At 70.1% G+C, this 14,297-nt stretch carries 11 protein-coding genes and 1 pseudogene; 7 read left to right on the top strand and 5 right to left on the bottom strand.

From position 1 onward, the window contains the following. Nucleotides 1-66: 66 nt before the first annotated feature. On the bottom strand, nt 67-2,310 hold the full coding sequence (locus BM339_RS17675) for a 2Fe-2S iron-sulfur cluster-binding protein (RefSeq protein WP_083597701.1): 2,244 nt from the start codon (nt 2,308-2,310) through the stop codon (nt 67-69). A gap of 67 nt (nt 2,311-2,377) precedes the next feature. Here BM339_RS17675 and BM339_RS17670 point away from each other — a divergent pair, with 67 nt between their 5' ends. Then, a complete protein-coding gene (locus BM339_RS17670; protein ID WP_075021546.1) occupies nt 2,378-2,998 on the top strand; it encodes a TetR/AcrR family transcriptional regulator in 621 nt (206 codons plus the stop codon). Nucleotides 2,999-3,046: 48 nt separating this feature from the next. Here BM339_RS17670 and BM339_RS17665 read toward each other — a convergent pair whose 3' ends face one another. The 3 genes from BM339_RS17665 to BM339_RS17655 form a co-directional block, all read right to left on the bottom strand. Next, nucleotides 3,047-3,850 carry an SDR family NAD(P)-dependent oxidoreductase gene (locus BM339_RS17665; RefSeq protein WP_075021545.1) on the bottom strand — a complete coding sequence of 268 codons (804 nt, stop codon included), beginning with the start codon at nt 3,848-3,850 and terminating at the stop codon, nt 3,047-3,049. A 10-nt stretch (nt 3,851-3,860) separates the two neighbouring features. After that, entirely contained in the window at nt 3,861-4,217 is a 357-nt protein-coding gene (locus tag BM339_RS17660) for an enoyl-CoA hydratase-related protein (protein WP_083597700.1), read from the bottom strand. Between the two features lie 538 nt (nt 4,218-4,755). Further along, nucleotides 4,756-7,602, bottom strand: a complete 2,847-nt coding sequence (locus BM339_RS17655; RefSeq protein ID WP_075021544.1) for an AfsR/SARP family transcriptional regulator — start codon at nt 7,600-7,602, stop codon at nt 4,756-4,758. Between the two features lie 163 nt (nt 7,603-7,765). Here BM339_RS17655 and BM339_RS17650 point away from each other — a divergent pair, with 163 nt between their 5' ends. Continuing rightward, nucleotides 7,766-8,332 (top strand): dihydrofolate reductase family protein, encoded by a 567-nt coding sequence (locus BM339_RS17650; protein WP_075021543.1) that lies wholly within the window; start codon nt 7,766-7,768, stop codon nt 8,330-8,332. A gap of 520 nt (nt 8,333-8,852) precedes the next feature. On the opposite strand, the gene BM339_RS17645 is transcribed toward BM339_RS17650, so the two are convergent. Beyond that, nucleotides 8,853-9,245, bottom strand: coding sequence for a hypothetical protein (locus BM339_RS17645; RefSeq protein WP_075021542.1), 393 nt, complete (start codon nt 9,243-9,245; stop codon nt 8,853-8,855). A 683-nt stretch (nt 9,246-9,928) separates the two neighbouring features. Here BM339_RS17645 and BM339_RS17640 point away from each other — a divergent pair. The 5 genes and pseudogenes from BM339_RS17640 (at nt 9,929) to BM339_RS17620 (ending at nt 14,294) form a co-directional block, all read left to right on the top strand. Beyond that, a complete protein-coding gene (locus BM339_RS17640; protein WP_075021541.1) occupies nt 9,929-10,417 on the top strand; it encodes a monooxygenase family protein in 489 nt (162 codons plus the stop codon). A 156-nt stretch (nt 10,418-10,573) separates the two neighbouring features. Further along, a pseudogene (locus BM339_RS48740) lies at nt 10,574-10,771 on the top strand (SidA/IucD/PvdA family monooxygenase); the annotation flags it as partial. Between the two features lie 239 nt (nt 10,772-11,010). Further along, nucleotides 11,011-12,066, top strand: coding sequence for an iron-siderophore ABC transporter substrate-binding protein (locus BM339_RS17630; RefSeq protein WP_075021540.1), 1,056 nt, complete (start codon nt 11,011-11,013; stop codon nt 12,064-12,066). 92 nt (nt 12,067-12,158) lie between these two features. Then, nucleotides 12,159-13,187, top strand: coding sequence for a FecCD family ABC transporter permease (locus BM339_RS17625; protein ID WP_256255387.1), 1,029 nt, complete (start codon nt 12,159-12,161; stop codon nt 13,185-13,187). A gap of 3 nt (nt 13,188-13,190) precedes the next feature. Continuing rightward, nucleotides 13,191-14,294, top strand: coding sequence for a FecCD family ABC transporter permease (locus BM339_RS17620; RefSeq protein ID WP_075021539.1), 1,104 nt, complete (start codon nt 13,191-13,193; stop codon nt 14,292-14,294). Nucleotides 14,295-14,297 lie beyond the last annotated feature (3 nt).

The following is a 14,297-nucleotide window of genomic DNA, read 5'->3' as shown; positions in this document are numbered from 1 at the left end:
CGTCCATCACGCCCGCAGGAGGCGCCGGCTCGTCGCCGTGCGGTACTCAGCCGCGCGCGGCGGTGATCAGGGGTCGGCGATGTCGAGGGTGACCTTCGACAGCGGGCAGCCTATGCAGGTCAGTATGTAGCCGTCCGCTTTTTGTTGCGGTGTGAGGCAGTTCGGTTCATTCTGCGTGATTTCTCCGGTCTGAAGTTTGACCATGCAGTCGCCGCAGTTGCCGACGGTGCACGAGTACGGCATCGGGAGCCCTGCCGCGAGTCCCGCGTCGAGGAGGGTCTGGCCGGGTTCGACCATGACCGTGCCCACGGGGCGTCCGTCCTCCTCGATGGTCATTTGCTGCGGCGCGGTCGCCGCGGTCGTGGCGTCCGCTCCGCTGGTGTAGCGCTCGTGGTGCACCCGAGTGTCCGGGATCGCGAGACCCGCGAGGACGTCTCGCACGGTGTCCATGAGCGGTTCGGGACCGCAGAGGTAGTAATGGGCGTCCCGGCTCGGTTGCAGCTCGTTGATCCAGCGGCCTACACCTGCGGCGTCGAGTCGGCCGTCCCTGCTGGTCAGTACATGGGTGACCGACAGTCGATCGCGATCGTCCTTCTCCAGCCGGGCCAGGTCGTCCGCGAAGATGATCTCCTCTTCGCCGCGGCTGCTGTAGAGCAGCGCGATCCGGCCCCGGCCCGCCCGGTCGGCGAGGCGGGTGCGGATCATGCTCATCATCGGGGTGATGCCGCTGCCCGCGGCGACCAGCACGATCTCCTCGGGAAGCCGCGGCTCGGTGTGGAACGAGCCGGACGGGCCGCGGACGGCGAGCCGGTCTCCGGCGCGGAGGTCGCGATGTGCGTGGGTGGAGAAGCGCCCGTCCTCGACGTGCTTGACGGTGACCTCCAGCCGGGACGAGCCGGGCACCGAGGTGGCCGAGTAGGCGCGCCGGATCGTGCGGCCGTCGATGTCGGCGACCAGCGTGAAGTACTGGCCGGGCCGGAAGTCGAACGACCCCTGGCCGTCGCCGGTGTCCTCCAGCACGAAGGTGAGCGCGGTCGGTGTCTCCCTGCGCACCTCGGCGATCCGCACTTCCCGCAGGGGCTTGCGCGCCCCGCCGTCGTCGGCGCCGTCGTCGGCGGGGCGCCGGAGCAGGCGGCGCACGAAGCCGCGGCGCCGATCGCCCGCGCCGTCCTCGATGTCCTCGTAGCCTTCCTTCCGCAGCCCGGACCGGTAGAGGCGGTTGGTCGCCAGCCTGAGCAGCCGGTTGATCCCAGGGATCGCCCCGACGGCTTTGAGCAGGAACGCGGGCGGTCCGCCGTCGGTGGTGACGGAGTTGGCGGTGAGGTGTTCTCCCGCCAGGGCGACCAGGTCCGGCGCGGCGCCGCGGTCGAGGCGCGTGCCGGGGCTCCACAGCCGCGAGCGCGCCACGGCGTCGTTGCCGGTCAGTTCGGCGTGTTCGACGTCGATGAGCAGTGCCGCGTGCGGGGGCATCCCGCGCAGCGCCATCGTCTCCAGCAGTGCGTGATCGGTCGTGATCGCGCCTCGGCCGCGGACGTGCAGCACTCCGCTGCGTCCCGGGACGAGCGCGGCCAACGAGATCCGGTCGTCCTCCAGGAGGTTGTGGAGCGTGTCGGCGCGCTTGTTGCCCTTGCGGTCCGGGATGACGAGCGTGCGGCCGTCCAGGATCCGCGCCACCGTCTCCCGGTCGCCGCGCGGACTGGTGTCGCTCCCACCGGAGGAGTCCCAGGAGGACAGCGCGAGGAACGGCGCCGCGGCGAGGAAATCGGCGACGCCGGGACGGCACAGGGGCCCGTCACCGGTGATCTCGGCGGCGGGCTCGGCCGGGGCGGGCGGCTGCCACAGGCGGGAGCGGAGGACGGCCTGCGCGCAGTGGACGTACGCCTCCTCGATGTCGACGGTCGTCTCCGCGCCCCTGCGCTCGGCCACCGAACCGTTGACGCGCAGGATCTCCCCGACGCCCGGCAGGAGGAAGAAGAAGGAGACCGGGCCGCGCGGGGCGCCGGGCTCGGACAGGGCGAACGAGATCCGCGTGGGGGAGTGGACGCGCGCGAACCCCGGGGTTCCGCCGATGAAGGTCGTCCTGCCGGCGCCGTTCCCGTCCCTGTAGCCGAAGGCCGCGATCGGGCACTGGGCGAGGACGGCCCGGCAGCCCTCGTCAAGGGCGCTGATCTGCTTGAGCATGACCGCCGACGCCGGGCGGCCGACGATCGTCTCGACCTCGTCCACGGTCGTCACCCGGTGCGGGATGTTCGACCGGAGATGCCGCGGCACCTGCCCCATCTCGGTCATGGCCTTGTTTTCCCAGCTCATAAGGCTATTGTGAGCAATAGCTCAGCTCTTTGGCTACTCGCTTTTCCGTACCCCAGGAGGACCCCGGATGCCGTCGGCCGACCGCCGTCTTCAGCCACGTCGCAAGCCCAGCCAGGTGCGCGCCGAGCTCACCCGCGAGCGCATCCTCACCGCCGCTGCTCACGTTTTCACCGAGTACGGCTACGCCGCCGGCACCACCAACCGCATCGCCGAACGCGCCCGCATCTCCATCGGCTCGCTGTACCAGTACTTCCCGAACAAGGACGCCATCCTCGCCGAGCTGGCGGTGCGGCACCTCGACCGCGGCACCTGGACGCGAGCCGACCAGGTCGATCTGTCCGCCGGGAGCCTGGAGGCGGCGGTGCGGACACTGGTCCGCGACGCCATCGACAACCACCGTGACGACCCGCGCCTGCTGCGCATCATGATCGAGGAGGTGCCCCTTTCACGGAACCTGCTCGACACGATCGACCGGCACGAGAAGACGCGCGTCGGTCAGGTGCGCGATCTGCTGGCCCGCCACCCGGACGTCCGCGTGCGCGACCTCGACACCGCCGCGGACCTCATCGTCACCACCGTCGAGCTGAACACCCACAAGATCATGGCCCGTCCGCAGACCACCTCTGTCGAGACGTTCGAGAACGAGCTGGTGGACATGGTGACCCGATACCTGTGCGGCGACCAGTAACCACCCAACAGCCCGTCCCGGGTGCTCCGATCACGGACCTCGCGGCGTTCAGTAGTGCACCGTGCCGTGGTTGCCGCCCGCCACGGTCACCGCGTCGCCGGTCACCGCGACCGCCCGAGGAGAGCAGAGGAAGACGATGACATCCGCGACCTCGTCGGCGGTGACCAGGCGGCGCAGGCTCGTCCTCGCGCCGAGAGCAGCGCGCACCTCGTCCTCGGTGGACCCTGTGGACGCGGCCCGGTCCGCGATGAGCCGGGGAGTGCGCTCGGTCTCCACCATTCCGGGATGCACCACCGTGACCCCCACGCCGTGAGGCCCGAGTTCGTCGGCGAGATTGGCGGTGAGGGCGGCGACGGCGACATTGCGTATCGTGCCCGAGACGGAGCCGGTGCGGCGCGCGTTGAGACCGGAGATGTTGACGATCCTGCCCTGGCCTTGCGCGGTCATGTGCGGGGCGACTGCTCGGGCGCACCTCAGATAGCCCAGCACCTTGGTGTCGAAGTCCCGCTGCACCTCGCCGTCGGTCAGATCGGCGAGGGCCGGGGGCGCGGAGGCGAACGCTGGCTGGGCGGCCGCGTTCACCAGGACGTCGACGCCGCCCCACGCGGCCACGACCCTGTCGACCATGGCTCGGACGGAGGCGTCGTCGGTGGTGTCCGTTGGAATCGCGAGGACGTCGGCGTCGACGTACGCGGCGCGAAGGCCGTCCGCGGCCGTCTTGAGGCGCCGTTCGTCCCGGGCGGCAAGCGCTACCCTCGCCCCCTCCGCCAGGAGACGGTGGGCTACGGCGAGCCCGATTCCGCGCGAGCCCCCTGTCACAATCGCGCGCGCACCGCTCAGACGCAGATCCATGGGTGTCCTCTCACATTGCTAGCGTTGGAACCGCGGCGCGGTCCTGATGGACATCGTCGTCGACGAGGCCACGTGCGGCTGCCACGTGGCCGTTCCAGCGCTCCCCTCCGTATAGAAGCAGACCGGCCGGCCCAGAACCCACGACCTCCACCAGCCGTCGCACGAAGACCGGTTCGTAGGTGAGGCCGTTCTTGAGCGCGGGTATGCCGAACTGCGAAGTCGGCGAACAGATGCGAACATCACAGGCCAGGGCGAGGCTGCAACCCGCTCCGAAACACCCGCCGTCGATCTCGGCGAACTTCGGCGGCCCGAGTTTCATCAATGCCACGACGGCCGTCTCGGCGAGCTCCCGGTAGCCGCTGATCATCGCCGGTACCTTTGGCGCCAGGCTGACCGCTTTCACTCGCGCGCCCGACGGCACCCTCTCGGGGCGCCGCGCGGTGCTCTGGGTGCCATTCTGGCCATGGGAGCGGCCGCCGATTACTCCGTCCACGCCCCGCTCCGGGTGGCGGCCGCCATCTCCCAGCGGGCAGCGATTGCCCGCCCTGTCCGTCGTGGAGTCACCGGGGCCGCCGCTGCGCGTGCTATTCGGCGGAGCAGGCCTCCGACGTCGCTACGGCCATATACCGGCAGCGCCTGAACACCTGGGCACACTGGGAGACAACCTTCCGTAGCACCGACCTGGGGTGCTGACACATTCGCTTGTGGTGCGTAATTGCCGAGGAGTTCACGCAGGGTGCCGAATTCGGCCTCCGCGAGGACGAGGCACCGTGCAGAGGTTGGGCGAAGATGTCGATGCCTTCAAAGACGCCCGGTGCATGCGGCCGAGCTGATGTCCCGAGGGAGGCGGAGCCAGGCTCCGCGCGCACGTAGTCGCGGGTATGGGATGTGGGTTTGGCTGCGTGTCAGGAATTCCCCGTGGCGACTCGGCGTCGATCAACCTCCGGTGAGGGCTTCAGGTGTCGGAGGAAGGCGTTGGCGGCGGACGTATCGATGATCGTGAGTTGGGTGTGGATCTGGTCGACGGTGGTGGAGGCGAGGTCGCCGAGGAGGGCGTATGCGTGGCGCCACTGCTCGCTGGCGGCTTCGAGGTCGCCGGCGAGGTGGTGGCAGGCGCCCACGTGGGCGAGGGTGCTGGCCTCGGCGTACGGGTCGTCGAACTTCCGGAAGAGGTCCACGGCCTGGTGGTAGCAGGGGATGGCCCGGCCGGGGTCGCCCATTCGGAGGTGGACGTCGGCCAGGCACGACCACGCGTGGGCCTCGTAGGCGAGGTTGCCGAGCTTCTGGTGCAGGACCAGGGCCTGCTCGCACAACTCAAGCGCTTGGCCGTGGTCTCCCAGGCGGCCGTGGTACCAGCCGAGGTCGGTGAGCGCGATGGCCCGGCCGACCTGATCGCCCAGCTCGTCGAACAGCTCGTGTGCGCGTCGCGCGGCGTCGAGCGCGTCGGCCTCCCGGCCCTGCAGGGCGTACACGATGTCGCGGCGGTAATGCGTCCACGCCTGTCCGGCGAGGTCGTCATGCGAGTGTTCCAGGGCCAGGTCGAGGCTGCGGTGGGCTTCGTCGAAGCGACCGAGGTCAGCCAGTGCGAAGGCCAGGTCGCGGTACGCGCGCGACTGTTCCACCAGGTCGCCCAGCCGTTCGGCGGCGGTCACGGCGGCTCGCTGTGTCTCAGCCCGGTCGTGCCAGTGGCCCCGTCCGTGCAGGAACACGAACAACGCCCGGGCCAGTCGGCAGACCTGCCGGTCGAGGTGAAGATCCTCGGCGAGACTCAGCGCGGCGAGCAGGGCCGGACGCTCTGCCTCGAACCAGGCCATCGCCTCATCACGTCCCGAAAAGCCGGTCACGCAGACACCCGGAGTGCCGGGCGCGGCGGGGTCGGCGCCGATGTCGTCCTCTACATCTCCGCCGACCAGCCGCTGGGCGGCGCTCGCGGTGTGGACGTAGTGATCCACCAGGCGGTGGCGCGCGGCCTCCCGGTCCGTGTCGTGGGCCTGGCTGAGTTCGCATGCGTAGGCGCGCAGCAGGTCGTGGCATGAATAGCGGCCCGGGACGTGCTCGCTGAGCAGGTTGGCGCGAGTCAGCTCGGCCAGCGGCGCCCGTACCCGCGAGGCCGGGACGCCCGCCAGGCTCGCCGCGGTCGCGATCGTGCCGTCCCGGACGGGGTGCAGCCCGGCGACCAGCCGGAACAGCCGTGCCGCCGCGTCACTCAGCGCGTCGTAGGACCAGGAGAAGACCGCCCGCATGTCGGCGGTGCTCTCCAGGGCACTGAGGCCGTCGCGGAGCTCGTCGGCGAGGGCGGCGAGCGGGTGCCTGGGATGGATGGCGGCGCGGGCGGCGACGATCGCCAGCGCCAGCGGCAGCCCGGCGCAGCGATCGACGATGTCGTCCGCCGCCTCGACCTCGGCGGCGATCCGGGCGGCGCCCAGCCGGAGAGCCAGCAACCGCCTGGCCTCCTCCGGCGGCAGCAGCCCCAGGGTGATCGGACGCGCGCCATAGGTCATGACGAGCCCGGCCAGCTGATCGCGGCTTGTGACGATGGTCAGGCAGCCGGGTGTCCCGGGCAGCAGCGGGACGACCTGGCCGGCGTCGCGGGCGTTGTCCACCAGGATCAGCATCCGCCGCCCGGCCAGCAGGCTGCGGTACAGCCCCGCCTGCGCGGCCGGACCCTCCGGGATCCGCTGCGGTGGAACCTGTAAGGCGTCGAGGAACTCGCGGATGGCCGCCGCCGAGGACACCGTCTCTCCTGACGGGCCGTATCCGCGCAGATCGATGCAGAGCTGACCGTCCGGGAAGCGGTCGGCAATGCGGTTCGCCCACTGCACGGCCAGCGTGGTCTTCCCTATGCCGGCCGTGCCGGTGATCACCGCGATGAGCGGCGACCGAGACCTCGTCCCGTCCGGCCCGGCCTGGTCCGGCGGGCGCAGGAGCGAGTCCAGAGCCGCCAGCTCCGCCGCCCGCCCGGCGAAACCGTCGGTGCCGGCGGGCAACTGCCTGGGCACCGCGCCTCCACCGCGCGGGGCGCCGCCGGCGAGGAGGGTGGCGTGGAGTTCCCGCAGTTCAGGGCTGGGGTCGGCGCCGAGCTCGTCCGCCAGCCGCCGTCGGATCAACTCGTACCGCTCCAGCGCTTGGGCGGGACGGCCGGATGCTTCCAGCACCCGCAGCAGCCGCGCCCAGAGGGATTCCCGCAGCGGATGCCGCTCGGCCAACTCGGTGAGTTCGGTTGGGTCGGGCGGTGCTCCGCTTGCGAGGCCCAGATCGACCCGCCGCTCCAGCGCGGTCAGGTACCGCTCCTGCAGTGCGGGCGCCACGGACTGCTCCAGCCAGTCGGACGCGATTCCGTCGAAGGGCGTGCCGCGCCACAGTGCCAGCGCTTCGGCCAGCCGGGACTGCTCGACCACGGGGTCGGGCGCCGCGGCGGCCTCGTCCAGCAGGCGGCCGAAGCGAAGGGCGTCGACACTGTCCTGGTCGACGGCGAGCTGGTACGCGCCCGGCCGGGCCACGACCAGGGGGGCCGCGGAGCCCAGGGCGCGACGCAGCCGTTTCACGTTCGCCCGAACATTGGTCCCCGGGTCGCCGGGCGTGTCCGCGCCCCAGACCGCGGTCGCCAACCTGCTCGTCGGGACGGTGCGGCCCGCCGACATCGCCAGCACGGCCAGCAACGCGTGCAACCGCCCGGCCGGCAGTTCCACCGGCCGCCCGTCCACTGAGACGCGCAACGGCCCGAGCACGTCAACGGCCAGCACGCGGAACATCACCTCCTTGTACCAGTGGCGGGTTTCACCCGAGTGTCACAACTCTGTCACCTGCCATCGCCAGGCTGGCGAGCATCCCGAACCTCTCCGGTCCGGGCCGATCGGCATGGACCGACCGGCCGTCTTCGCCTACCGGTTCGGATCGACACCACTGGAGGTTGAAATGTCTGTGTCAGTGCTCGACATGTCGATGTCGCTCGACGGCTACATCGCCGACTCCGACGATTTCCTCGGCGGCGAGGACGGCGAGCGGCTGCACAAGTGGGCCGACGCGGACGCCGGTGGCCCGTCCGAGCCCGTCGGGCGGTTCAACGACGAATGGAAGGCGGCGGGTGCGGTCCTCGCGGGACGGCGCACCGCCGAGCTCATGGACCACTGGGGTGGTGATCACGGCGGTCTGCCGATCTTCGTGCCCAGTCACCGGCCGCCCGGGCCGGCCGCCCGCTGGGGCTATCCGATGGTGACGTACGTGACCGACGGGATCGAGAGCGCGATGGCGCAGGCCAAAGCCGCCGCCGGGGACCGGGACGTGCAGGTGCGCGGCGGGTACACGGCGCAGCGGGCGCTGGAGGCCAAGGTGCTGGACGAGGTGCAGATCCACCTGATCCCGGTGCTTCTGGGCCGTGGCCGCCGGCTGTTCGACGTCCTGCCGTCGGAGGTCGAGCTGGAGATCGTCCGAGTGATCGACACACCGGAGGCCACGCACATCCGCTACCGCGTCCTTCGCTGAGCCGCTCGACCTGCTCCAGCCTCCAACGCCCACTCCAGGAGCGACGGTGGGCCATGGTCGCATGGCGATTCCGACGTCGGACGAAGCCCAGCAGCTCCCGGACCGGCACATCCCGGCTCGCCGATGGCACCGGCACGGACCTGGCCGCACCGGCCCGGCCTGGTACCGCCACCTGCGCACCCTGGCCACCGCGCTGTGCCACCCTGGCGGGCGCGCTGGCACAACACGTCCCGCAATAGCAGATCGCTCGCACCCCGACGGGCGCCCCGCCGTCGTCCGGATCCCGGCGCAAAATCGGGCCCCGGGCCGTACGGCGCTCATCTGGCTGACCAAGCCCATCCAGCAGGTTTGGTCAAGCAGCGGAATTATGATCCGCAAGCCCAGGCGGCACGGCTGCTCTTCCGGTCGTTCTTGACGTCGTATGCCTGCTGGCCTCGCAGCCTTGTGCCGCGGGGTGAACATGATCGTCCGCTGCCGCCGGTCCATGGCAGCCACCACCTACGGTGACCGTTCAGGCCGGTTAGACCTCCTGCTCAGCGCTTTGGGCGATGCGGACGCCCGCTTCGACGGCCTCCTCCCAGGTCGGGTACTCACCGTCGAAGTCGTCCGGGCCGTCCAGGCTGCCGTCAACGTAAATGTCGCCCTGCCACTCGACGTTTGCCCGCTGCTCCTCAAACTTCTCGGGGCGCTGTACCCATTCCAGCGGCCAGACCGGCATCATGACGCGCACCAGCCACCGATTCGCGATCTTGAGGCGGAAGGACCACTCCTCCGTGCCATCGGCGTCCGGCTCGTGTTCCACCTCGGAGACGACGACACCACGCCGCTCCAACTCGGCCACATAGGCGAGCACGTTGGCCGCCACGTCGGTGTCCACATCGGCCGACGCCATGAAGTCCTCAGCTCTCAGCATGATCGATACGACGCCCTTCCGCCGGCACCGGTTCCGGAGCGCCGCAGGTGAACCTCAAGACCGTTCTCGGCTGCGCCCACGGAGGCGGTGCACGAGTTTGACCTGGTCAGAGGTCGTGGCGTCGTAATGACTCCCGAGAGACTTGGGCCCCGGAAACTCCGACGGCGAGCTCGTCGTACGCCGCCGCATTCAACCTGGCCAGCATCTTGCGCGTCGACGCCGCCCATCACCGGCCACTGCTGGAGGACTCCGAACTCGCCAGCACGGTGGACCTCGTAGGTCTGGTTCATCTCGGTGGCGCCCAGTGCCCTCGACGCTGGCCGGCGGCGTTGTCGTCGATCCGCACCACCTGCGGAAGTGACGCACCGACAGGCCGGTGAACATCGGCTTACATTCAGCCGATCCGCGCCGATCACCTGCTCCGCAGCAAGATCAGCGAACCGGATGCCCGAGCGTTGCGGAACAGAGTTTAGGCAGGGTGTCAGAACACAATGTCGGGCCCCCGGGATCGAAGGTTTTCTGCTGTGACGGTTGAAGCAGGCAGGCAGTACGGTGATGGGAGGTACTGTTGATCGGGGGAGTGCGGCCAGGTGTTTGCTGCTTTGAGGGATGTTCTGCGACTTCTGCTGCGGCCTGAGTGGTCGCGTAACCTTGCTCGATCAGCCCCTCGGTCGGGAAAGGTCGTGGCCGACAATGCGGAGCCGGTCGTGGTTTTCCTGGTGGGCATCAGGATCAACAAGTGGCGTAGGGTCGGGCACTGGCTGCCGCTCCTGCTCACGCTCCCAGGCATGCTGCGGGAGTTGGTCAAAAGTGCGGACAGTGGACTGCTTGCATATCGCTTGCTGATCGGGCCTGGCGTGCGGCAGGCGACACTGGTGCAGTACTGGGATCGGCAGGACAGCCTTCTTCGGTTCGCCCGAGATCTGTCAGGCACGCACCGGTCGGCGCAACGGCGCCTGTGGCGGCATTACGGCTCTAGCGATGCGGTCGGCGTCTGGCACGAATTGCTCCCTGTCGCCGAGGGGGCTCATCACGGGGTGTACGGCAACATGCCGCCGATGGGGCTAGGCGCTCTGTATCACGTCCGTTCCGAACTGTGGTGGCTACAGAGCACACACTCCGCTGCCGGCCGGGAGCACAACAACTCAGGAGAGCAGGCCGGACAAAGCTAACCTGCTTTCAGACGGGAGCGCATACACCCAGCTGATTCCAACCCCATCCGGGCTGGTGGTGGGGGGTGAGAACGGCCTGCACAACGGCAGTGAGTCGGATGGGCGAGCACCGAGCCTTCCGCAGATTGACAAGCCGGTACAAGGGCCACGACCAAGCGCACATGCAACCTCGTCATCGCTTGTGGGCTCGATCCGGTGGTGCCCGAGGGCGTCGTCGGCGATGACCGGGTCTGGCATAGCGAGGACTTCCTGGATCGGCTTCCCTCGGTCCGGAATCCGAAGCGGATGATCGTGGTCCGGGTCGGGGAGAGCGTGCGGTCGATCGCTACGCGCGGCGGCGCGTTCTTCGGCTGAACCTCGGTCCGAAGCGGCTTCCAGCATGTGGGGTCCAGCATGGTGAGCGGAGACCGGCATCGCCCTAGGGGGCGTCCGGACCGCCCGTGGCCTGGGGTGGGGCTGTCTTCGCGCGAACGGTTGAGTTGGGCTCCCCTCGGTTAGGTAAGCCTATCCTTAGATTCAGCGAGGTCGTTGGTCGCGGCGCGCTGCCCCAGGGCGGCCGTCCCACCGAGGACCCGGACGAAGGAGCACCCCCCATGCTCAGACCTCCCAGGGCCGCGCGTCTGATCGCGGCGTTCGTCTCGCTCCTTCTCACCACCGCCCTGGCCAGCGCGTGCGGATCCGATGAGGCCGACACTCCGGCCGCGGCGGGTGCCGCGGGCGGCGCGTTCCCCGTGACCATCGCGCACAAGTACGGTCAGACGACCATCAAGGCCGAGCCGAAGCGGATCGTCACGGTCGGGCTCACCGATCAGGACGCCGTGCTGGCGCTGGGCAAGGTGCCCGTCGGTACCACCGAGTGGTTCGGTGAGTATCCCGGCGCGATCGGCCCTTGGGCCAAGGACAAGGTGGGCGGTGCTTCCCTGCCGACCGTCCTCAAGGACACCGGGACGGGCCCGCAGGTGGAGAAGATCGCGGCCCTGAGGCCGGACCTGATCCTGGCGGTGTACGGAGGGCTGACCGACAAGCAGTACCAGTCACTGTCGAAGTTCGCGCCGGTTGTGGCCCAGCCGAAGCAGTACGTCGACTACGGCGTCCCGTGGCAGGAGCAGACCAAGATGATCGGCAAGGCGCTCGGCAAGGACGCGGAGGCCGGCAAGTTGGTGACCGCGCTCGAGCAGAAGTTCGCCAAGGCCAGGGCGGACAACCCGGAGTTCGACGGTAAGACCGCCGTCACCGGGACGCCGTACGAGGGGCACTTCGTCTACGGCCGCCAGGACCTCAGGACGCGGACGCTCGCCTTGCTCGGCTTCTCCCTTCCGGAGGATCTGGACAAGGTGGTCGGCACCAAGGAGTTCGGCGTCAGCATCAGCAAGGAGCGGACGGACCTGCTCGACCAGGACGTCATCGTCTGGACCGTGGCGGAGGTGGCCAAGGAGATGCCCAAGCTGCACGCGGACAAGCTGTATGCCGATCTGAACGTGGTCAAGCAGGGCAGGGAGGTGTACGTCGGGGAGAACACTCCCTACGGGGTGGCGTATTCGTTCCAGTCCGTGCTCAGCCTGCCGTTCGTGATCGACCGGCTGGTTCCGCAGCTCAAGGCGGCCGTCGACGGGAACCCGGCCACCAAGGTCGAGCAGCCCGCGAGCTGACCTCGCGAGCCGACACCCATAGCCGACATGGTGCCGGGGCCGGGCTCTCGGGCCTGGCCCGCGATCGGAGAAGGCCGGAACGTGGAGACATCGTGGTGACCGTGCGCGGCCTGCCGCGCCGGGTCCTGCTAGTGGCCGGGCTCACCGGGGGCGTGGTCCTGCTCTGCCTGTTGTCGCTGGCGCTCGGCGCGCTGAGCGTGTCGCCGGGACGGGTCGCGCAGACCCTGGCGGGCGATCCGCCGAGCCGGGTGGTCGACAACGTGGTGTGGTCGGTGCGGGTGCCGCGCACGCTGTTCGGCCTGGTCGCCGGCGCGGCGCTCGGTCTGTCCGGGACGCTCATGCAGGCGCTGACACGCAATCCGCTGGCCGACCCCGGCCTGCTGGGCGTCAGCGCGGGCAGTGCGTTCGGTGTCGTGCTCGCGGTCGGTGTGTTCGGTTTTGGGGCGCTGTACCAGTACGTGTGGTTCGCGTTCGGAGGGGCGGCCTTGGCCAGCGTGGTGGTCTTCGCCCTTGCCAGGACCGGCCGCTCCGGGCTGACCCCGGTGAAGCTGGCGCTGGCGGGCATCGCGATGACCGCGCTGCTGAACTCGCTGACCAGCGCGATCGTGGTGACCGATCCTGACGCTCTCAACCGGTACCGGTTCTGGGCGGCGGGCTCGCTCGCCGACCTGAGCGGCGACGTGGTGGTCGACATCCTGCCGTTCACCGTGGTCGGAACGGTCCTGGCGCTGGTCTGCGCGCCCGCGGTGAACAGCCTGGCGCTCGGCGAGGACGTGGCCGCCTCGCTGGGGCGGCGCACCGGCCTGATCAGGATCCAGGGCATGGTGGCCATCATGCTGCTGACCGGGGCGACGGTGGCGGTGATCGGCCCGATCGTGTTCCTCGGCCTGGTCGTCCCGCAGATCGCGCGGGTGCTGGTCCAGTGGGCGGGGCGCGGTCCGGACCACCGCTGGCTGCTGCCGCTGTCGGCGCTGATCGCCCCCGGGCTGCTGCTGGCCGCCGACATCATCGGCCGGATGATCATTCGGCCCGTGGAGATCCAGGCGGGTGTTCTCATCGCCTTCATCGGCGGGCCCTTCTTCATCGCGATGGTCCGCCGTCGCCGCCTCGCGGAGGTGTGAGCCGTGACCGCCCACGACGCGCCCGCCCACGACGCGCCCGCCCACGACGCGCCCGCACGGGACCTTCCCGCTCCGCGGACGTTCCGGCTGCGGGTGCCACCGGTTTCGGGCATGCTGCGCCTGCGGCTGATCGGGGTGTGCCTGGTCCTGTCGGCCGTCACGTTCGTGCTGCTGTGCGTCAGCGTGTCGATCGGCGACTTCTCGATGAGCCTGGGGGACGCGGCGAGGGCCGTCGTCGGCACGGGCGATCCGGGCAACGTGCTGATCGTCCAGGATCTGCGGCTGCCACGAGTCCTCACCGGGCTGCTCGTCGGCATCGCCTTCGCGCTGTCCGGTGCCCTGTTCCAGACCATGACCCGCAACCCGCTGGCCAGCCCCGACATGATCGGATTGACCGAGGGGTCGGCCACGGCCGTGGTGGCGGGGATCGTGCTGGGCTGGGACGGCGGCCTGGGCCTGCAGGTGCTCGGTCTGCTCGGCGCCGTCGCGTGCGCGCTGCTGGTGTACGTGCTGGCCTGGCGGGGCGGCGCCACGGGGTATCGGATCATCCTGGTGGGCATCGGGGTCTCGTGGATGTGCATCAGCGCGACCGACTTCCTGCTCGCCCGGGGCGGCCAGTACCAGGCGCAGGCCGCGATCGGCTGGATGGTCGGCAATCTCAACGGCCGCGACTGGGCGGAGACGCTGCCGCTGGCGGTCGCCATGGTGGTGCTGGTCCCGGCCGCGCTGGGGCTCGGCCGCCTGCTGCGCACGCTCCAGCTCGGTGACGAGGTCGCCGCCGGGCTCGGCACGCCCGTGCAACGGGCGCGCCTGGCGGTGATGCTCACCGGCGTGGGCTTGATCGCCTTCGGCACGGCGGCCGCGGGCCCGATCGCCTTCGTCGCGCTGATGGCCCCGCAGATCGCCCAGCGGCTGGGCGGCACCGCCTGGCCGCCGCCGGTCACCTCCGCGGTGACCGGCGGGCTGGTCGTGGTCGGCTCCGACCTGATCGCCCGCGTCATCGTTCCCGGCACGGAGCTGCCCGTCGGCATCGTCAGCGGCGTGTTCGGCGCGCCCGTGCTGCTCTGGCTGCTCCTGCGCGCCAACCGAGCCGGTTCCGGAGGCTGACCC

This window comes from Actinomadura madurae (assembly GCF_900115095.1).
GTDB lineage: Bacteria > Actinomycetota > Actinomycetes > Streptosporangiales > Streptosporangiaceae > Spirillospora > Spirillospora madurae.
The sequence above is the reverse complement of the archived record's forward strand: the minus strand, read 5'-3'. Positions and strand labels throughout refer to the sequence as shown.